Origin of the sequence: Chromobacterium piscinae (assembly GCF_021129175.1) — a bacterium.
Taxonomy (GTDB): Bacteria; Pseudomonadota; Gammaproteobacteria; order Burkholderiales; family Chromobacteriaceae; genus Chromobacterium; species Chromobacterium piscinae.
Map to the genome: position 1 here is coordinate 14,824 of NZ_JAJOHV010000051.1, position 18,861 is coordinate 33,684.

At 62.2% G+C, this 18,861-nt stretch carries 23 protein-coding genes and 1 tRNA gene; 4 read left to right on the forward strand and 20 right to left on the reverse strand.

The features are described from left to right. Nucleotides 1-111: 111 nt before the first annotated feature. Genes LQR33_RS13485 through LQR33_RS13495 form a run of 3 tightly spaced genes read right to left on the reverse strand, consistent with a single transcriptional unit; the run spans nucleotide 112 to nucleotide 2,179 of the window. Entirely contained in the window at nucleotides 112-639 is a 528-nt protein-coding gene (locus tag LQR33_RS13485; RefSeq protein WP_166439630.1) for a hypothetical protein, read from the reverse strand. A gap of 14 nt (nucleotides 640-653) precedes the next feature. Then, complete coding sequence (locus LQR33_RS13490) at nucleotides 654-1,742, reverse strand: extracellular catalytic domain type 2 short-chain-length polyhydroxyalkanoate depolymerase (protein ID WP_166439631.1); 1,089 nt, start codon at nucleotides 1,740-1,742, stop codon at nucleotides 654-656. Nucleotides 1,743-1,771: 29 nt separating this feature from the next. Beyond that, nucleotides 1,772-2,179, reverse strand: coding sequence for a hypothetical protein (locus LQR33_RS13495; protein WP_166439632.1), 408 nt, complete (start codon nucleotides 2,177-2,179; stop codon nucleotides 1,772-1,774). A gap of 368 nt (nucleotides 2,180-2,547) precedes the next feature. Here LQR33_RS13495 and LQR33_RS13500 point away from each other — a divergent pair, with 368 nt between their 5' ends. Then, nucleotides 2,548-3,066: an REP-associated tyrosine transposase gene (locus tag LQR33_RS13500; RefSeq protein ID WP_231176897.1), complete on the forward strand. Its 519-nt coding sequence runs from the start codon at nucleotides 2,548-2,550 to the stop codon at nucleotides 3,064-3,066. A gap of 47 nt (nucleotides 3,067-3,113) precedes the next feature. Here the strand turns inward: LQR33_RS13500 and LQR33_RS13505 are convergent, their stop codons facing one another. From LQR33_RS13505 to LQR33_RS13545, 9 genes are all read right to left on the reverse strand, one after another. Continuing rightward, nucleotides 3,114-3,995, reverse strand: coding sequence for a hypothetical protein (locus LQR33_RS13505; protein WP_166439634.1), 882 nt, complete (start codon nucleotides 3,993-3,995; stop codon nucleotides 3,114-3,116). A gap of 107 nt (nucleotides 3,996-4,102) precedes the next feature. Next, a complete protein-coding gene (locus LQR33_RS13510) occupies nucleotides 4,103-4,834 on the reverse strand; it encodes a hypothetical protein (protein WP_231469323.1) in 732 nt (243 codons plus the stop codon). Between the two features lie 26 nt (nucleotides 4,835-4,860). Then, a complete protein-coding gene (locus tag LQR33_RS13515; RefSeq protein WP_166439451.1) occupies nucleotides 4,861-5,097 on the reverse strand; it encodes a RebB family R body protein in 237 nt (78 codons plus the stop codon). Between the two features lie 96 nt (nucleotides 5,098-5,193). Further along, on the reverse strand, nucleotides 5,194-5,988 hold the full coding sequence (locus tag LQR33_RS13520; RefSeq protein ID WP_221664004.1) for a bestrophin-like domain: 795 nt from the start codon (nucleotides 5,986-5,988) through the stop codon (nucleotides 5,194-5,196). A gap of 87 nt (nucleotides 5,989-6,075) precedes the next feature. Further along, the gene (locus tag LQR33_RS13525) at nucleotides 6,076-6,726 is read right to left on the reverse strand and encodes a DUF2589 domain-containing protein (protein ID WP_221668100.1); all 651 of its coding nucleotides are present in this window, start codon (nucleotides 6,724-6,726) and stop codon (nucleotides 6,076-6,078) included. Nucleotides 6,727-6,753: 27 nt separating this feature from the next. Beyond that, nucleotides 6,754-7,251: a DUF2589 domain-containing protein gene (locus LQR33_RS13530; protein ID WP_231469324.1), complete on the reverse strand. Its 498-nt coding sequence runs from the start codon at nucleotides 7,249-7,251 to the stop codon at nucleotides 6,754-6,756. After that, nucleotides 7,248-7,643: a hypothetical protein gene (locus LQR33_RS13535; protein WP_221664000.1), complete on the reverse strand. Its 396-nt coding sequence runs from the start codon at nucleotides 7,641-7,643 to the stop codon at nucleotides 7,248-7,250. Before LQR33_RS13535 ends, LQR33_RS13530 begins: the two co-directional genes overlap by 4 nt. Before the next feature lie 46 nt (nucleotides 7,644-7,689). Beyond that, the gene (locus tag LQR33_RS13540) at nucleotides 7,690-8,271 is read right to left on the reverse strand and encodes an RNA polymerase sigma factor (protein ID WP_221663999.1); all 582 of its coding nucleotides are present in this window, start codon (nucleotides 8,269-8,271) and stop codon (nucleotides 7,690-7,692) included. 115 nt (nucleotides 8,272-8,386) lie between these two features. Continuing rightward, entirely contained in the window at nucleotides 8,387-9,106 is a 720-nt protein-coding gene (locus LQR33_RS13545) for a Crp/Fnr family transcriptional regulator (RefSeq protein ID WP_221668097.1), read from the reverse strand. 442 nt (nucleotides 9,107-9,548) lie between these two features. Here LQR33_RS13545 and LQR33_RS13550 point away from each other — a divergent pair. Beyond that, a tRNA-Tyr gene (locus tag LQR33_RS13550) sits at nucleotides 9,549-9,634 on the forward strand. Nucleotides 9,635-9,692: 58 nt separating this feature from the next. Here LQR33_RS13550 and fghA read toward each other — a convergent pair. Both fghA and LQR33_RS13560 read right to left on the reverse strand, forming a co-directional pair. Continuing rightward, nucleotides 9,693-10,523 carry an S-formylglutathione hydrolase gene (gene fghA / locus LQR33_RS13555; protein WP_378077422.1) on the reverse strand — a complete coding sequence of 277 codons (831 nt, stop codon included), beginning with the start codon at nucleotides 10,521-10,523 and terminating at the stop codon, nucleotides 9,693-9,695. A 5-nt stretch (nucleotides 10,524-10,528) separates the two neighbouring features. Then, nucleotides 10,529-11,668, reverse strand: a complete 1,140-nt coding sequence (locus LQR33_RS13560; RefSeq protein ID WP_269326255.1) for an S-(hydroxymethyl)glutathione dehydrogenase/class III alcohol dehydrogenase — start codon at nucleotides 11,666-11,668, stop codon at nucleotides 10,529-10,531. Between the two features lie 111 nt (nucleotides 11,669-11,779). Here LQR33_RS13560 and LQR33_RS13565 point away from each other — a divergent pair, with 111 nt between their 5' ends. Next, nucleotides 11,780-12,682, forward strand: coding sequence for a LysR substrate-binding domain-containing protein (locus LQR33_RS13565; RefSeq protein WP_231469326.1), 903 nt, complete (start codon nucleotides 11,780-11,782; stop codon nucleotides 12,680-12,682). A gap of 28 nt (nucleotides 12,683-12,710) precedes the next feature. Then, nucleotides 12,711-13,724 carry a nucleoid-associated protein gene (locus tag LQR33_RS13570; RefSeq protein ID WP_166439442.1) on the forward strand — a complete coding sequence of 338 codons (1,014 nt, stop codon included), beginning with the start codon at nucleotides 12,711-12,713 and terminating at the stop codon, nucleotides 13,722-13,724. Between the two features lie 73 nt (nucleotides 13,725-13,797). Here the strand turns inward: LQR33_RS13570 and LQR33_RS13575 are convergent, their stop codons facing one another. The 6 genes from LQR33_RS13575 to LQR33_RS13600 form a co-directional block, all read right to left on the reverse strand. Continuing rightward, on the reverse strand, nucleotides 13,798-14,256 hold the full coding sequence (locus tag LQR33_RS13575) for a hypothetical protein (RefSeq protein ID WP_021476911.1): 459 nt from the start codon (nucleotides 14,254-14,256) through the stop codon (nucleotides 13,798-13,800). A gap of 19 nt (nucleotides 14,257-14,275) precedes the next feature. After that, complete coding sequence (locus LQR33_RS13580; protein WP_231469329.1) at nucleotides 14,276-15,010, reverse strand: hypothetical protein; 735 nt, start codon at nucleotides 15,008-15,010, stop codon at nucleotides 14,276-14,278. 380 nt (nucleotides 15,011-15,390) lie between these two features. Beyond that, nucleotides 15,391-15,636, reverse strand: a complete 246-nt coding sequence (locus tag LQR33_RS13585; protein WP_231469332.1) for a DUF6868 family protein — start codon at nucleotides 15,634-15,636, stop codon at nucleotides 15,391-15,393. Nucleotides 15,637-15,721: 85 nt separating this feature from the next. Next, nucleotides 15,722-16,621: a 4-deoxy-4-formamido-L-arabinose-phosphoundecaprenol deformylase gene (locus LQR33_RS13590; RefSeq protein WP_166439439.1), complete on the reverse strand. Its 900-nt coding sequence runs from the start codon at nucleotides 16,619-16,621 to the stop codon at nucleotides 15,722-15,724. 39 nt (nucleotides 16,622-16,660) lie between these two features. Further along, nucleotides 16,661-17,206, reverse strand: a complete 546-nt coding sequence (locus LQR33_RS13595; RefSeq protein ID WP_166439438.1) for a GrpB family protein — start codon at nucleotides 17,204-17,206, stop codon at nucleotides 16,661-16,663. 423 nt (nucleotides 17,207-17,629) lie between these two features. Further along, on the reverse strand, nucleotides 17,630-18,673 hold the full coding sequence (locus tag LQR33_RS13600) for a bifunctional UDP-4-keto-pentose/UDP-xylose synthase (protein WP_021476904.1): 1,044 nt from the start codon (nucleotides 18,671-18,673) through the stop codon (nucleotides 17,630-17,632). Nucleotides 18,674-18,861: the final 188 nt, after the last annotated feature.

Sequence of the window (18,861 nt, forward strand, 5' to 3'; positions counted from 1 at the left end):
GTGAATGCGGATGGGCTCGGGGAACAGGCTTGAGTGTGGCGCGGAAGGACGGGGCGGAGCAGTTGAAGCCGGTCACCGCGAGCGGTGACCGTTGGGAGTGATGGGGAGGCGTCAGGCGGCGGGGGAGTCGGTCTTGGGCGTCAGGAATTGCTGCAGGCAGTCCATCAGCGCGGGAGAGAAGCCGGTCAACAGCTGCTGCAGGTCTTCCTGGTGAACGCCCATGCTTTGTTTTGCGCTTTGATGCACGGCGTTGAAGGCCAGCAGGTCGTCGGCGCCGCCGCGCGAGTCCAGCAGATTGCGCAACAGTTCAAAGCCCTGTTCCCGCCACAGCGTGATCAGCTTCAACTGCCAGTTCATTACTTGGTGGCCGAATTGCTGGCTGATGTCCTGGCATTGCTGGCAATAGTTGAGCCAGCCGTCGGCGTCGACGTGCTGCTTCCAGGCCTGGCGCCACTGGCTGCTTTCGCCTTGCTGCCATTCGTCCAGCCGCTGGCGTTGTTCCAGCCCGGTTTGCAATTTGGCTTTCCAGTCGCCATGGGCGGGGAGCCCGGCGAAAAAGAATTGGCGAAACATCGGATGCCAGGCTTGCCAGCCGGTTTCGCCGTTTTGCAGCCAGGCATTCAGCGGATGCGCGTCCATATCGGGTTTTCCTTTCATTGGCGTGGGCTGTCCAGACGTTCCACCATCGCGCGGATGGCGGACATCTGCGGCGCCGTTTTGGCGTAGAAATCGGGCTGGGCCGGATCTTTGCTGCTATAGCCCCAGAAGTCCCAGCAGCCTTGCGGGTTGCGTTTCGGGTCGGTGCGGATTTGCGGGTACAACACGATGATGCGGTTGCGGTCGGCCATTTCGTTGAAGCCGGTGCTGGTGTAATAGCGGTTGCCGATGCGGCTGTCTTCCTGAGTGCAGCCGTGGAATACCACGTGCACGCGGCAGCTCTGCTTGCGGCAGTCGGCCGGAACGTAGACGTGGCCGATGTTGGACAGGCCGGTATAGCGGCCCTTGGAGAACTCGGCCTGGTCGAAGTCCAGCAGCTCGCCGGCCAGTTTGCTTGTCGGCGGCTTCAGATCGCTGCCGTACAGCTGGCGCAGAATGTCCTGCGATTGCATGAAGCCGCAGTTGTTGAGGTTGGTTTTGGTGCTGCCGGCGGCGGGAGATACATTGACCGGGCAGGCCTCGTCGCCGGGGTTGGAGGTGAGCAGCGCATGGCCGGCGTTGACGTTGTCCACATAGCGTATCTGCGCGTCCGGCACGCCGGCGTTCTGGTAGAAGGCACGGGTTTGCGCCACTACCTTGGGATAGACCACGCTGTCGGACGCGCCGGTGAAGATGTACAGCCGCTGGCGCTTGATATTGTCCACCGGGTCGATCGCGCCCTGCTTGGCGAACTGCTGGGCTTCTTTCCAGGCGGCCGCGCCGGACGGTGCCGCGCCCTGCGGTCGCATGCACTGGTTGCTGGCGGTCATCATGAAGCGGTTGGCGCCGCCCAGCTTATTCAGGCCGGCGCAATAGAACGGGCCGCCGGCGACGATGCCGGCGCCGGCCACGCTAGCGGAATAGGTAACGCTGTACTGGGCGGCCATGAAGGCGCCGGAGGACAGGCCGGACACCGTGTTTTGCGCCGGATCGGCGCCCAAGGCGGGCAAAGGCGGCGCGCTGGCGGCCAGCGCCTGTCCAGAGGCCAGAGCGGCCAGCAGCGGCGCGGCGCGAAGTAGCAGGGAAAATGGGTGATGAGGATGCATGGTTTGGTTCTCCTGAGTGGTGGCGAAGCTTACTTTTCCAACTTCTGCAACTCGTTGATACCTGACCAGCCTATGAAGATCAGCCCTAATTCGGTGGAACCGAATGAGTATGGCAGACCCGCCAGGACTCCCATGGCTAGCCCTTTGGCCAGGGCCGCGCCTGGCTCGTCCTTGTCCACCCAGCGCTGGGTCAGCGCGGCGCTGAGGGTGGTGAACAGCAGCAGCAGCAGCCCGGCCAGCAGAAAGAAGCGAATCCTGTCTGGCAATGGCATCGCCTTGGCCATGTCCAGCAGCATCACGTCCCACAACTTGTCCGACGCCAGCGCCACGATGGCGGACAAGAGGTGGACCGGGCTTTTGCCCAGTTCCGGGATGTTGCCGCGCAGGATGCCCGGTTGCGGGGTGGCGGAGCGGGTGTCCTGATCGGCGGTGTCCATGGCATGGCGTCTCGGTTGATGAAGCGCGCGGCGCAAGCGGCGGCCTGGCCGCGCCGTGGGTATTGATGGGACGGCGAATAGGCTTTGTCGTGAACGGTGTTGGACCCATAGCGGGGGCGGCCACAGGCCATACCTGGGGGATGCGGCGCGGCATTGGATGTCGGTGAGCGTGGCGGTTAGTACGCATGGGGGAATGAGGGCGAGGAGGTGATCGCGGGTGCGGCCCGTTGGTCCAACCTGCGTTACCGCCGCATCCAGACATGTGATGTGGTGTCGCCACGGCGGCATGGGATGGTGGACTGCCCGAACGGTCTGGTGGGCTTAGACTTGTGGCGTGTGAGAGTGGGCTTTTCCGCGGGGACCCACATATGGCCCGTTTTCGGCGAGACCGCCTGTCTGGCGGGTGCTATTTCTTCACCGTGGTGACCGAGCGCCGGCAACCTATTTTGTTGGAACCCGATGTGCGCGCCACCTTGCGCGAGGCCATCCTGGCGGTGCGGCGAGAGCGGCCATTCGCTATTGATGGCTGGGTTCTGTTGCCGGACCACTTGCATGCGATCTGGAGCATGCCGGATGGAGGCGCCGATTACGCGATGTGTTGGCGCGAAATCAAGCCGCGAGTCACCCGCTTGGTGGGGAAACGGTATTTCCGGGCAGAATGGCAGAGCGTCCACCGTGCCGCCAAAGGATGCGGCACCTTGTGGCGGCACCGCTATTGGGAACATCGCATCCGCGATAAAGCCGATTTCACCGCACATTTGGATGATGTGCATTTCAACCCAGTCAAGCATGGCATCGCCGCCATAGCGGCGGAGTGGCCATATTCCATCTTCCACTGTTACGTCCAGGCCGGATGGTATCCTATCGATTGGGGTGAAAAACCGTAGCGCGGGTTGGCCTCTTGGGCCTATCCGCGCTACCTGGTTACTCGGGTTCAATTTTTAGATTTGTATTTGAGCCACTTTTCTTGAGCCCAACGCGTGGTAAAACCTAAGTTGATTGCGGCGATGAGCATGTCTCCTGACGATCCATATGGATTTCCCAGAAAAGTACCTTCACCAGTGCCTAGAAATGATTCATTTTTTCTAGAGACCCAATTGTATGAGTTTGCCTCAAGAATGGAATCTATTTGTTCTAAGACGTCTTCACCGTAAAAGGCCTTAAATTTTTCTCTTCCATGCTCGAAGTAGTCGTAGATCCAGTCCGTTTTTTGCCATAATAGCGTGCCCAGTTTGCAGTTCATGTAATCAACGGGGCCTGATATGAATGGGACTGGGAATTGTCCTTTTCCAGCGCGTGCCATGAAATAACAATTGTCTGTCTTTATGCAGGCGTGGGCAAGTGCGCCATTGAGTGCATGGCAATCGGTGGTGATGGCTGTTAATCCACCTCCAGTTATTTTTTCCCCCGCTAACTCAGTATCTATGGAAAACTCACCACTGGTTGGTGCAAAAACTTTATCGCCTGTTCCAAATGTTGCGACTCTATCCTCATCAGTTGAATCGAGTATGGTTGGTCTTCCTAGCATCAGCATGAAGGAGTCTAGAGCGCGATGTGACAGATCAGACGTATTTTTCGGTGGCATTATTCTGTTTATGAAAGCGTATTTGTGCCCGCCCCATATGTGGGTTTCTGAATCAATGACTAATTGGTCTTCTGGCTTTAGATGCAATATTCTCTGCATGGTTGTTTTGTCTATTTTTTTTATTATATCGGTCCCGTAAATTGGGAGGTCGGTCAGCATTTGCTTTATGAATAATTTTGAATTTTTTAGCATCTTAAACTCCATCCGGTGGATAGTTGAAGGGGCTGTCATCAATTGTTGCTCGAGTGGTGCAGGGCAGTGTCAAATGATCTTTAAATATGCCTCTTTGTATTGGTATTTGCATGGGGATGTTTATGAGATTTTTGGTTAGATTGATATTAATTGACTTTTTTCCCAAGAATCGCCTGGTACTTATTTAGACTCTGATCAATCTTATCCAAAGCAATATGTGCGGCTTCGCCTTCCATAGCGCCGGCCGCCGCGGCCACCGCCGCGGCGGTGCCGACCAGTAGATCGGTAATCAAGATCCCCAGCGCGTCTTCGACGCCGCCCTTGATGTCCTCGGCGGCGAATTTCTCGGTCATGTTTTTCAGCAGCACGCTCTTGCTGGCCAGGGCCAGTTTGCTGGCGCCGTCGAAGTAGTTGGCGCCGGCCTGGGCCACCAAGCCGCTGGCCTGGGTGATCATCATGTTGGGCGCGACGGCGATCTGGTTGCCGGCGTAGGCGGCGGTTTCGCTGTTGGTGAGCTGCACCGCTTGCACGATCTTGCTGTTCAGCGCGTCGGTACCGCCGCCGCCGCCGGGCGCGGTGCTGAGCTTCTCGGTGAAGCCGCGCAGCGGGCTGGAGGAAGGGGGCGGGGAGGCGGGCTGGGGCGGCGGTTCGGGCGCGGAGGCGGATGGCGGCGCCTTGGGGCTCGCCGCGTCGGCGGGAGATGCCGCCGCCGCCTTGTCTCCATCTGGCGCGGCTTGCGCGTCGCTTGCGCCGGAGACGGAGGGCGCTGTAGCGTCCGCTGCGGCTTGAGGGCTGTCCACAGGCGGGATTTCGGCCGGCGATGCCGGCGTTTTGTCGCCGCCGCCAAACTTATTCTTGATCAGGTCTGTCAGGCCCATGCTTCCATCCTCCCTGGTTTATCGGGTCAGCTCTTCTCGCCGACGGACAGGATCATCGCTACCGCCTTGGAAATCACCGCGCTATTGATCTGGTTCAGCGCCTGCTGGCTGTGCACCGAGTTTTGCAGCGCCAGGCCGGCGGAGTGGCTGGCCACCTGGTATAGCGCGGCCATGGCCTGGGCTGGGGCTTCGGCCACGACCTTGACGTTGGTCTGGGTGACTGCGTCGGTGATCTGTCCGTTGACTGAGGCGTTGTCTGCCATGTTTGCTCCTGGATCGCGGGTGAGGTTGATGAGGGCGCGGCATGCGCTTGCCATACGGACGCGTCGCCATGAAGGGTGTGAAAAGTTTTTCCGGCGTTACAAATCCAGGCTGCCGGCGCGGATGGCGGCCAGCGCTTTTTGGTACGGTTCCGGCGACACGCAGATGTCGCCGTAGAACGGGGTGTCGTAGATCAGGATGATGGCCAGCACGATGGAGATTGAGGTGGCCATCGCGCAGCTGAGAAAGAAGTGCACGCCTTTGCTTGGCACGTGCATCAGCCAGGCGAAAAACACCAGCAGCACTTCGCCTATCAGGCTGATGCACCAGATTTCCCATGGAATGGTCATCGCCTGGTTGAACAGCCGGGTGTGGCGGCTGGCGTAGAGCTCGTCAAGCGCGCCTTGCGCCAGGGCCAGGTATTGGGCTTCTTTGCGGTTGGCGGGATAGACCGTGGACAGGATGTGGCTCAGCCGGCCCAACTGCGGGGATGACACGGGCACGGCTTCGCCTTTTTGTTGAAGCGGCCACTCGCGCTGGATGACGGCGTCGAGATAATCCCGCAGCCCGTCCTGCATCTTGAGGCGAGAGCCCGGCAGGCCTTGCGCGCTCAGCCGGTACAGCGAGGCGGCGAGGCCGGCTTCGCGTTCGGCGACTTCAATCGAGGTGTCGAAATGGGCGATGGCGCGCACCAGGAGCGCGGCGATGATCAAGCCGTAGAAAATGCCGACTACGGCGATGATGACGCCAACCTCCGCGCTCTGCAGCTGGGTGATGTGCGACGGCGCGAGCTTGCGCATGAAGAAGTGGATGGCGACCGCCAGCGCGCAGCCGGACGCGGCCCAGGCCGCGATCTGCAGCGACGATGGCAGTGAAATGAAGTGCAACAGCATGAAGTTCATCCTTGATGTCTCCATGGCTAGGGGCCAGGGAATCGGTGCGGAAGGTCCGGCGGAGGGGGGCGCTGGATGGCGTCCAGGTTAGGACTTGGCGTCTATCGGCAGCGGAGAGGCTTCCATGTTTCTGGCGAACGCTTGCAGCAATAGTTTGATGCCCTCCGGCATGGTTTGCTGTTCAGCCTTGATCTCCACGTGGTAGTGGGCGTTGTTGTCCTGGCTGCTGCCCTGTTTGTCTGCGCGCGATTGGGAGGATGAATGGGTGACCGAGCCCTTAAGCTCCACGCCGAACGCGCCCCAGCCGGCGCGCGCGTCCCAGCTGGCGTCGGCATCCTGCTTGCTGGCGCTTTGCTCGTCGCTGGCGCGTTCGAAACTGGACTTCACCTCCATGTCGAAGGCGATGTCCACCGAGCGGATGGCCAGCGTTGGCAGTTGCAGCAGGGTCAGCACTGGCAGATTCAGCGTCAGTGCCGATTGCGCCGGCGCGCCGTTCTCCGCCGGGCGTCCGGCGGACAGTTCGATGGCGACGGTCAGCGGCCGGTAGCCTGCCAGTTTGCCGTCGCTGCCGTTGACGCGGCTGAAGCCGCTTTCCAGCATGGATTGGGTCTGGGTCAATGCCAGGCTGTGCTGGGCTTGGACCGCCGCCTGCAAGGGGCCGCCTATCAGCGCTTTCATCGGTAGGCCGGAAAACTGCTGGGCCATGCTCAGCAGCTTGTCGTCGGATGGGGGGGACATGGTTTTCTCCTGGCTTTCTTATGAGGTTCAGGTGGGCAACTGGGCGTTCAGCAGTTTTTCGTAGGCGGCCACTATGCGCTGATAGCCGGCGGGCGGCTCCAGCCCCTGGATCACGATCTTGAGCTCGGCGGTCTGTTCGTCCTGGAGGCGCATGGAGACCAGCACGTCGGCAGCGTCTTCGTCTTCGCCGCCATCGGGCGATTCGGCCAGCTCCAGCTTGAGGGTGGTCAGTATCTCCACCTGCTTGATGGCGAAGCTTTTCAGCGGCAGCAGCGTGATCAGCGGCACCTGCACTTCATGGTGCTCCAGCGCCACCGCGCCATTGCGGCTGACTTCGCGCGGCACGTTCATGCCCACCATGCGCGCGGTCCAGGCGCCTTCAGGGAAGCTGAGCGAGGGGTCTTGATCTTGATCCGGCACGAAAAACTGCTGCAGCTCCTCGATGTGCTGATGGCAGACGCTGCGCTGCGCCTCGATCACCGCTCGTTTCAGCCCGCTGATCAGCCTGCCCAGCGTGGCCGTCATTTCTTCGCTCTCCGAACGGAGGAGATGTGGTACGGCGATGTGGTCAGATTGCCTAGCCGGAAGGCGCGGCGCGGAGAAGGTGCCGCTGGACGCGGCGGCGCTTTTTCTCGGCCGGACGCCTGCCTCAGCAAGATGGCCATGCCCGCGACGAGCAAGGCGGCCAAGCCGCTATCCGCCGCCGCGGGCAACAAGGCCGGTTGCAGCGCGGCGACTGGGCGCAGTCGCAGCAGATCGCACAGCAGAAAGGCGGCGCCGATGCAGCAGAGGTCGAATAGCGGCAACTTCAAGGCGGCGCGGGAAGGAATCACGATGAGCATTCGCTCCAGCAGCAGCGCCAGCAAGGCGCATAGCGTCAGGATGCCGGGGAGCGAGGCGGGAAATGGGTTAGTCATGGCGCTGCAATCCTTTGTTTACGGTTGAAACCGCTGAATGCTTGCTTTAGGAACGGCTGTTTGCCGCCGCCGTGAAACCGGTTTCCAGCTGCTTGCGCAGCGCCTTGCGCAGCAGCTCCACTCGCTTGCGGGCCAGCGTTTCGCTGATGCCCAGCTGAGCTGCGATTTGCGGGTAGGGCAGGTCCTGTTCGAACTTCAGTTGAAACAAGCGCTGTTGCTCCGGTTTCAAGGTGTGGACGATTTCCTCCAGCCGAGCCAGTTGTTGTTGCAAAGTCAGCCACTGCTCCGGGGTGGGTGCGCTGCCCGCGCGCGCATGTATCGAATCGCTGTCCAGGTCGGCATCCGGATCCAGAACGCGGATTTCCCGACGCTGCCGGCGGACGAAATCCAGGAAGGCGTGGTTGAGCGCCAGGAACAGGAAGCCGGCGAGGTTCTGCACTTTGCCCGGCGAATGCTGAAGGTAAAGATGGACCTTGAGGGCGGTATCCGACAACAGCTCGTCGGCGCGGTGGACATCGCCTTTGCACAAATGACGCGCCCGGCGCTGCAGTTTGGAGTAGACCTCGCGCCACACCGGCTCCAGGCAGCGGCCGAGGTCGGAAGGAGAAACCGTATTGTGGTTCAGCATTTCGCCATCCATTCATGTCATGACAATCGGGATTGCAGGATGGCGAAAGCGCGGAAATTGATCTGTCACCTTTGTGACATGTGAATATATTTTCTATTAAAAATACTTATTTGGACTAGTTGGGGTGTTGGGCGATCTGACGCAGCCGGGCCGGATCGCACACTTTCAGCGCATGGCGGGTGAGCTGGATCAGCCCTGCGCGCTGCCATTGCTTCAATTGCGCGTTCAGCCGGGGGCGGCTGGCGTTGAGCATGGCCGCCAGAATGGTTTGATTGATGGTCAATGGAAGAGTGGGGCCATCAGGGCCAGGATGGCCGTGCTGGTCGATTTCAGTCAGCAGGTGGCGGGCCAACCTGGCTTCCAGCCGATACAGACAGACGGTTTCGACGAAGCTGCTGATGCGTTGCAGCCGCCTGCACAGTTGTTGCTGGATGCGGGACATCAGTAGCGGATCGTTCTGCAGATCGCGGAAATGCTGTCGGTGAAGCGCAAGCAGATGGCAGTCTCGGCTGAGCTGGGCGGTGCAGTTGCGCAGGCCGGGATGCAGCAGCGCGCTCTCCCCCACCAGTTCCCCGGGACATGAGTAGTCGATGATGACCTCGTGGCCATCCGGTTCCTGCAAGGTGTGGTAGACGCTGCCTTGCAGCACCAGTCCGATGAAGTCTTCCGGGTCGCCGCGCAAAAAAAGCAGCTTGCGCTGCTTGCCCTTGATGGGCGCAGCGTGAAGTTCGATATGCCGCAGCAGGCCGGGGGACAGATTGTCCAACAGAGGGAAGTCGGCAAGCCGGGTGGATGGCCGTTGCCGGCCGTTCGAAACATCGATATGGCTGTGCATCTTTTTTCCGCGATGGGCCTAAGGGCGCGAGTCGGCGAGCATGACGGCGACAACTTCGCGGCGATAAAGCCCTTGGTGAATGTTGACGGCATTTTTTTGGCGGTGGCTAATGGGAAAACGGAGGGCATGAGGGAATGTGAATGGATGACTTCATCATTTTCAGGCGACTCGCCTGATGGGGGCGCGACATGCAAAGGACTGGGCTATGGGAAAATTTGGATTCCGTCATGGCACATGCTTGTTGGGGATGGCGGATGTCTTGACTGGTTTTGCCTAGGAGCTGTAGCGTGTTTTATCCATTCCGCCGGGCATTCCTGGCGACGAGCGGGCGCTGCGCGGTTGGTTCACGGCAGAAGTCGCCGGCGGCTGGGAGCCTGTCGCGCTTGCCATTTTCCGCGGATGGTTGACAGTTATATTGCGAGCCGATATGATGCGCCGCTCTGGAGGGGTTACCCCAGCGGTCAACGGGTCCGGACTGTAAATCCGGCGGCTAAGCCTTCGAAGGTTCGAATCCTTCTCCCTCCACCAGACTCAAACAAAAAAGCCAGGCTCTCGAGCCTGGCTTTTTTGCGTTCCGGATCCGGCGTCAGGCCAGCAGGTGGCGGGCGTGGAAACGCAGGTGCTCGTCGATGAAGCTGGCGACGAAATAGTAGCTGTGGTCGTAGCCGGCGTGGCGGTGCAGCTCCAGCCGGGCATCGCCGCGGCGCGCCGCCTGTTGCAGCGCGTCCGGCCGCAGCTGCTCGGCGAGGAAGGCGTCGGCCAGGCCGACGTCCACCCGGAGCGGCAGCGGGCAGCCGCGCTCGGCCAGCAGCAGGCTGGCGTCCCACTCGGCCCAGGCCGCCTCGTCGTCGCCCAGATAGGCGGCGAAGGCCTTGCGGCCCCACGGCGCCTGGGTCGGCTGGCAGATCGGGCTGAACGCCGATGCCGACACGTAGTCCTGCGGCCGCCGGATCGCGCAGACCAGCGCGCCGTGGCCGCCCATCGAATGGCCGGCGATCGCGCAGCGGCCGTTCAGCGGAAAATGGCGGCGCAGCAGCGCCGGCAGCTCCTGGCTGACGTAGTCGTACATCCGGTAGTGGCCGCGCCACGGCTCGCGCTCGGCGTTGACGTAGAAGCCGGCGCCCTGGCCCAGATCGTAGGCCGGATCGTCTGCCACGCCTTCGCCGCGCGGGCTGGTGTCCGGCATCACCAGCGCGATGCCGAGCTCGGCCGCCAGGCGCTGCGCGCCGGCCTTGTGGCTGAAGTTCTCGTCGCTGCAGGTGAGGCCGGACAGCCACAGCAGCCACGGCAGCTTGCCGTGTTCGGCCGCCGGGGGCAGGAACACGCTGAAGCGCATCCGGCAGCCCAGCGTGGCCGAATCATGCAGCCATTGCTGCTGGCGGCCGCCGAAGGCCAGGTTGTCGGCTATCTTCTCCAGCCCGGTCATGCCGGCACCGGCGCGTAATGGATGACGGAGCGTATGCTCTTGCCCTCGTGCATCAGGTCGAAGGCCTCGTTGACGCGCTCCAGCGGCATGGTGTGGGTGATGAAGTCGTCCAGGCGGAATTCGCCTTTCAGGTAACGCTCCACGTATTCCGGCAGCTCGGTGCGGCCGCGCACGCCGCCGAAGGCTGAGCCGCGCCATACCCGGCCGGTCACCAGCTGGAACGGTCGGGTGGAGATTTCCTGGCCGGCGCCGGCCACGCCGATGATCACCGACTCGCCCCAGCCCTTGTGGCAGCATTCCAGCGCCGCGCGCATCACCTTGACGTTGCCGATGCACTCGAAGGAGAAATCGACGCCGCCGTCGGTCATCTCCACGATCACGTCCTGGATAGGCTTGTCGAAATGGCTGGGGTTGACGCAGTCGGTGGCGCCCAGCTTCTTCGCCAGTTCGAATTTGCCTTCGTTGATGTCGACGCCGATGATGCGGCCGGCGCCGGCCATGCGCGCGCCGATGATGGCGGACAGGCCGATGCCGCCCAGGCCGAAGACGGCTACGCTGTCGCCGGCCTTGACCTTGGCGGTGTTGACCACCGCGCCCATGCCGGTGGTGACGCCGCAGCCCAACAGGCACACTTCTTCCAGCGGCGCGGCCTTGTTCACCTTGGCCAGCGAGATTTCCGGCAGCACCGTGTATTCGCTGAAGGTGGAGGTGCCCATGTAGTGGTAGATGGGCTTGCCGTCCTTGGAGAAGCGGCTGGTGCCGTCCGGCATCAGGCCCTTGCCCTGGGTGGCGCGGATCTTCTGGCACAGATTGGTCTTGCCGGACAGGCAGAACTTGCATTCGCGGCATTCCGGCGTGTACAGCGGGATCACATGGTCGCCCACCGCCACGCTGGCGACGCCGGGGCCGATCGATTCGACGATGCCGCCGCCTTCGTGGCCGAGAATGCAGGGGAACACGCCTTCCGGATCTTCGCCGGACAGGGTGAAGGCGTCGGTGTGGCAGACGCCGGTGGCCACCATCTTCACGCGCACTTCGCCGGCCTTGGGCGGATGCACTTCAATCTCTTCGATGCTCAACGGCTGGCCGGCGGCCCAGGCCACGGCGGCCTTGCAGCGAATGATGTCCTGGCTCATCAGCGATTCCTTTTCCACGTTGACGGGTTTCTGGGTAATCGACCATTGTATTTTTTTGCTGGTTGTCGATAATCGGCCAGATTGGTAAATGATTTTTTCTATGGAGAAAAAGTGGCCAGCTGGGAAGGAATGCAGGAATTCGCCGCCGTGGCCGATAGCGGCAGCTTTACCCGGGCGGCCCGGCGGCTGGGCATCTCCATCGCCCAGGTCAGCCGCCAGGTGGGCCAGTTGGAAGAGAGGCTGGGCGCGCGGCTGCTGTACCGCACCACCCGCCAACTCAGCCTGACCGAGGCCGGCGAGTTGTATCTGACGCACTGCCGCCAGTTGCTGGAATCGCTGGCGGACGCCGAGCAGGCGGTGTCGCAGTTGCAGGCCGAGCCGCAAGGCCAGCTCAAGCTGACCGCGCCGCTGGCCTATGGCCACAGCCATATCGCGCCGCTGGTGCTGGAGTTCATGCAGCGCTATCCATTGCTGGAGGTGAGCCTGGATCTGTCCAACCAGGTGCAAGATCTGGTGCACGACGGCTACGATCTGGCGATACGGATAGGACGTCTGACCGATTCCTCGCTGATGGCGCGCAAATTGGGGCAGCGGCGCCATCACGTCTGCGCGTCGCCGGATTACCTGGTCCGCCACGGCGCGCCGCGGCGGCCGCAGGAGCTGCTGCAGCACCAGTGCCTGCAGATCGGCAACGACGGCTGGCATCTGCAGGTGAACGGCCGCCGGCAGACTTTCCGCGTGCAGGGCCGGATGCGTTGCAGCACCGCCGCGCCGCTGGCCGAGGCTGCGGTGCGCGGCATGGGCCTGGCGCAGCTGCCCGATTACTATGTGGCGGCCTACCTGGAGAACGGCGCGCTGGTGGAGGTGCTGGCCGACTACGCGGAGCCGGAAGAGGGCATCTGGGCGCTGTACCCGCATAATCGCCAGCTCAGCCCCAAGGTGAGGCTGCTGGTGGATTTTCTCGCCGACAGTCTGGCCGGCGGCGCTTGCCAAGCCGGCGGGGCGCGACAATAATCGCCCATTCTTTTGCGGGAGCGCGGCGATGGTGATAGCGGAATCTAGAGTGGAATGCATGGTGGTGCACCGGGTGGGCAACCCGACGCGCGGCGAGCCGCTGCAGCTGTCCGAGCGCACCACGATGGTGGACGAGGCCGTCTCCGGCCTGCTGCTGGACGGCTATCTGAAGGGTATCGTCTCCGATCGCAAGAAGCATCAGTTCGTCCACGAGACCGATCTCAACCTGAACGAGATCTACCATTACACCCGCCAGTTCTTCCGCGGCGAGGTGGATTTCCTCGAGGTGTCGCAGCGCATCGCCAAGCATTTGTACGGCCGTTCGCAGCATCCCAACATCAGCGCCGGCGACTTGCTGGTGATCCAGTTCGCCGGGCTGTCCGACGGCGACCGCGAGATGCGCGCGCTGGGCGTGTTCAAGTCCGAGATCCGCGACGACTTCCTCACCATCATCGACGGCGCCGGCGTGTTCGACATCAGCCACGCTTCCGGCATCAATCCGCGCTTGATCGACAAGGGCGCGCTGATCCTGGAGCATGGCCCGACGGTGTACGCGGTGGACCGCCTGAGCCGCGAAGCCAAGTTCTGGCTGGACGATTTCCTGAAGGCGCTGCGGGTGCCGGACAAGGCGTCCAGCAGCAAGATGCTAGCCAGCGTGGTGGAGCAGCTGTCGGGCGAGATTGAAGATCCGATGCAGCAGGCGCGTTTCAAGGACGAGCTGCTGCAATTGGTGGAAAGCCAGCCGGAAGAGGTTCAGGCCAAGGCGCTGACCGCCGCCGCCGAGCGCTTCGTGCCGCGTGAGCAAGTGGAAGTGGCGCTGGGCAGCGCGGCGGAGTCGTACGGCTTCGAGCTGGACGACGAAGCCAGGCTGCCGGCCAAGGGGGTGGCCAAGCAGCTGGAGAAGACGCTGTCGCGCTACGGCGTCGGCCACGGCATCAGCGTTTTGCTGCCGTCGGGCATCACCTTGAAGAACATCCAGTCGCAGAACGACGGCGAGGGCGGGCTCAGCCTGACGCTGTTCCTGAACAAGCGCGAGCTGTAAGCCGGTTACTGCGGCAACAAAAACGGCGGCGGTCGCGAGACCGTCGCCGTTTGCGTTTGTTCGGCCATGCGCCTTAACGCATGGTGAACTCGACCGACCACTCCAGCGTGGCCATGTTGTAGTAGGTGATTTCGGCATTGCAGAACGCGCCGCCGCTGCCGGTGGCGGTCTTGTTCCACTGCGGCACTTTGGGAATCACGCCATTGTTCAACAGGCCGCCCGGCTTGGGCACATTGACGAAGGTGGTGCGGAATTCGCACTGGCGCGCGCCGTCGGTGTAGCGAACGAAGGCGTAGTTGACGTCGGGGCTGAGCGGGCTGGCGATATAGTAAGTGTCGCTGCGGCCCGCCGGCACGACGGAGACGGGTTTCGGCGAGGCGTTCGCCTGGGTTTCGATTTCATTTTTGCCGATCACCTGGTATCGGACATCGGTTTTGCCCTGGTTTTTGAAGGTGACGGTAACGGTGGGGCCGGCAAGGGCGATGCTGGAGCTTAATCCAAGCAGTGCAGCGGCAAGCGTGATCTTGTGCATATCGTCTTTTGTCAGTGGATTAGGTGGGGGTCTTGTTGTCGGCGGCTAGGGGAAATTTTTGGTACCAGTCGAAACTGTCGTTTTCGACGGCCGGCTCTCTCTGGATATGGGCCTGTAATTTCTGGCTGTAGCTTGCCGGATAGAGGGATTGTTCCAGCGGGGACAAGGCCTGGTAATGATTCAATATTTCTTCGTAGAAATGACGCCGGGACCCCGTGGCCTCGCGCTCAGCCTGGCCCGCGGCCATGACTTGCCGGCGCCAGGCCTGTTCCATGTCATAAGCCTCCAAATAAGCGGCGCGTCGTTCATTCACGGTGTAGCGGCCGCTATCGTCCGATGCCACCGCATCCAGCTCCTCGCGGTTGAGCCCGGCAAACGGGTTTAGCGCGTGTTGGCTGTTTTTTCCATCCGCCTCGAGAAATGCGTTGGCGTCGGCTGCCAGCTTTTGCCTGGCCGGATCGGGATCGGATGGTTTTTGCTGGTAATGGACCGACTTGAGCGCGTCGTAGCCCGGGCCGCAAATCGCATTCAGCGCGGAGTCGGCGATGCCGGCCATTTCGCCTCGGCTCAGCGTGCTTTCACGCTGTTTCATCAGGGACATGCTCTCGCCGAGCAAGCGGGCGAGCGGAGAGATCTGCGTCTCCACGCTGCTTGGACTTGAGGCGTTCGCTGGATTGGCGGCGGCGGGCTTGGCCGCTTCGCTGCGCGAGCTTGTCGTTATCGGGGAAGACGATGGGCTGATCGCATTAAGCATGTGCATGCTCCATCAAGAGTGGCAAGCTAAAAGAATATTTTATTTTTTAGAATTAACCCATGTAAATATTTGGATGGCCCGGAACCGCGATGGGTATGACATGGAAGTCCATGAATGTGGGAGCTGGCCAGCCTGGCTGGGGGGGGAACGGGTTGGCGGGACATGGCCCGGTATCGGCAGCAGGAGTGCCAAGAAAGCGGCGAGGCCTGGAGCCGCTAGTCAAACCCGGAATTGGCGCAGCATCGCCATGGCGTGCTGAAGCTACAGCCTGTGTCGGCGCGTATTGATCCTGATGTCTGTGAAATGACGTATTTCCGACTCCGCCATCGAGCGGCAGGCAAACGTCGGGGATGATGGAGTTTATCGGATGGCGGCGGGCTTCAGCGCGCCGTCAGCCACAGCGCCAGCAGCGGCGCCAGGTTGAATACGAACACCAGGATCTTGTACAGGCCGATGCCGCCGTAGTTGAGCAGGTCGAACGCCGGCTCGGATAGCCTGAACCAGCGGCTGTGCAGCCGGTACAGCCAGCCGCGGCAGAAGAAAAACAGACAGAACCAGAGAATCAGTACGGCGTAGTGGAAGGCCAGGCTGGCCAGCAGCAGCCGTTCGGAGTAGGAGATGTCCATGGCGGCGTTTCCGACAGGAAGAGACTTTCAGCATAGCCCTTCCACGCAAAACGCCCCGCGCGGGCGGGGCGTTCGGAAAGGCGGATCAGGCCTGCAGCGCCAGTGTGCCGCTGCGGCCGGGAATCTCTCCCATCACCACCCGGCCGGACGGCAGATTGGCGAGATCCTGGCTGTCGAACAGATCGACGCAGCTGACCAGCTGGTAGCCTTGCCGCTTCCAGCCGTCGAGCAGGCGGTCGAACACTTCCATCAGCCGCATGCCTTCCAGCTCCGCGTGCAGCGTGTAGACGTGGCCGGTGGCGGTCTCGGCCTCGGTCAGTTTCAGCAGATGCTCGTGGACGTTGTCGTTGCTCAGGCCGTCCAGGCCGATCAATTCGTCCAGCGTCGGCAGCGTGGTGGGCAGCTGCGGCACGCCCAGCGGCCGGCCGGCGGCGTCCAGCGGTTGGAACGGGTGGCTGCCGCGGCCATCGGACGCGTAGCGCATGCCCAGCTCCTGCTGGTAGGCCAGCGCCGCATCGTTGATTTGCCAGCCGGCGGCGCCGTGGGTGCGGGCCTCTTCGCCGAAGATCTCGCGGAAGCGCCTTGCCGCCTTGTGCATCTCGGCGCGGGTCCAGGCCGCGTCCTTGCCGGTGACGTAATCCTGCCACTTGATGTGGTCCCAGCAATGGATGCCCACCTCGAAGCCGGCATCGCGCACGCCGCGGAGCAGGGCCGCTTCGCGGCGGCCGATGTCCGGGCCCGGCAGCACGGTGCCGTACAGCAGGGTGCGGATGCCGTAATGTTCGACGACGGAGGTGCGCGACACCTTGGACAGGAAGCCGGGACGGAACACGCGCTTGATCGCGCGGCCGGTGTGGTCCGGGCCCAGGCTGAACAGGAAGGTGGCGCCGGCGTCATGCCGCTTCAGCGCCTCCATCAGCCGCGGCACGCCTTCGCGGGTGCCGCGCCAGGTGTCGACGTCTATCTTCAGGGCGAGTTTTTTCATTGTTATGGCAGGTTCAAGTATTCGGAATCGCTGGCGAGTTTACCGCGTGGCGGGCTTGCCGTGCGGTTTTCCGGCCGCCATCGCCAACACGGAGGCGATAAATCCGCTCTTCGCGTTAGTGTACGCGGCGCGGTCGCCACTGTGATCGTAGGCCAGTTGCCGTTTCAGATCGGCATATTGCCCGGCCAGTCGTTGATCGGCGCGCAGCGCGTCGCGGAAGGCCAGCTTATCGCGCCAGAAGTCGCTGTCCAGCGCCACCGCGTGCAGATGGACTTCGCGAGGATGGGCGGCCGGTTTGACGAAATAATGCCGATCGGGCATGGCTGCCGCCGCTTGTTGCTGAAGATGGAGGCCTGTTGATTGAAGCGCTGGGAGGTATGGTTCCAGGTCGCTGAGAGCGGGCAGTCCCAGCATGAGGTCGATGATGGGTTTGGCGGCGAGGTCTGGCACGGCGGTGCTACCGATGTGCTCGATCGCGCAGGCATCGGCCAGCGGGCCGAGGGCAGATAGGATCGACGAATGTTCGGCTTGGAAGCGTTGCGGCCAGGTTGGGGAGTAGGGGACGATCTGGAGGTGGTGAGTCATGAAGGAGCGTGTCTGTCGGTGTGGAGAGCCTGCTTTCAGCAGGGTAAACGATTACTCGTTTGATGGAGGAACGAAATGGAGTCCGCTGCGCGGATGATGATTTTCAAGGCGGGGCTGCTCCGCCGGCACGGGCCGAAGGGGATCGAGTGGTTGCCGATCAGCCGCCTGCTATGCCGAGCATGGCATGAGCGGCGGCGTTTCCCGGAACCAACTGTCTCGACTGGCCGTGTTAGCAGCCCTAGGCCAGAGTGTCGGGGGATTGGCTGGGTGCGTGGCTGGACTGACTGCCTGGCGGGCAGCCCCGCCATGTAAATATCTGTCCGCGCAGCGGACACAATAGGGTTGGTTGGGCATTAAAAATGCCGCCCACCCTTCCGGGAATGAGCGGCATTTCGACAGGCCGAAGTTCGGCCCGCGCCGATCTTACTCCGACAAGTCGCGGCTGGCCGCCACTTGGTCGCGGTAGTAGTCGTAGATGCCCTTGAGGGCGTCGGCCATGGAGACGGTCGGCTTCCAGTCCAGATCGGCCATGGTGTTGGCGATCTTCGGCACACGGTTCTGCACGTCCTGGTAGCCGTTGCCGTAGTACTGGCCGGAGGTGGTTTCCACCACCTGCACCTTGTCGGCGTTCAGCTGGTATTCCGGGTAGACGCGCGCGAGGTCCAGCATCATTTGCGCCAGTTCGCGGATCGAGTAGTTGTTGACCGGGTTGCCGATGTTGTAGATCTGGCCGGAGGCCTTGCCGTCCTTGTTCTCGATGATCTTCATCAGCGCGCTGATGCCGTCGTCGACATAGGTGAAGGCGCGCTTCTGGTGGCCGCCGTCGACCAGCTTGATGGTCTCGCCGCGAACGATGTGGCCCAGGAACTGGGTGATCACGCGGCTGGAGCCTTCCTTCGGCGTGTTGATGTTGTCCAGGCCGCCGCCGATCCAGTTGAACGGGCGGAACAGCGTGTAGTTCAGGCCTTCTTCCATCGCGTAGGCGTGGATCACGCGGTCCATCAGCTGCTTGGAGCAGGCGTAGATCCAGCGCGGCTTGTTGATCGGGCCGTAGATCAGCTGGGAGTTTTCCGGGTCGAATTCGGCGTCCTGGCTCATGCCGTACACTTCCGAGGTGGACGGGAACACCAGGTGCTTCTTGTACTGCACGCACTGGCGGACGATGGGGAGGTTGGCCTCGAAGTCCAGCTCGAACACGCGCAGCGGGTTGTTCACATAGGTGGACGGGGTGGCGATGGCCACCAGCGGCAGCACCACGTCGCACTTCTTGACGTGGTATTCGATCCACTCCTTGTTGATGGTGATGTCGCCTTCGAAGAAGTGGAAGCGCGGGTGGTCCTTCCACTCGGCCACGCGGTCATCGTGCATGTCCATGCCGTAGATGTGCCAGTCGGTGGTCTCGATGATGCGTTTGGTCAGGTGGTGGCCGATGAAGCCGTTCACGCCCAGGATCAGTACTTTTTTCATTGGATATCCTCAACCGCCCGCGGGCGGAAAATCGAATTCGGTAATCGGTTCACAGCGCCAGCGCGTCGGCTGCGACGCGGGCGGCGAAGTTGTCGGCGGTCAGCGGCAGGCCGGCCAGCTCGGCCTCCAGCACCGCCAGGCGGCCGCCGTCGGCGCAATGCAGCCACAAGCGGCCGTCGGCGCAGCGC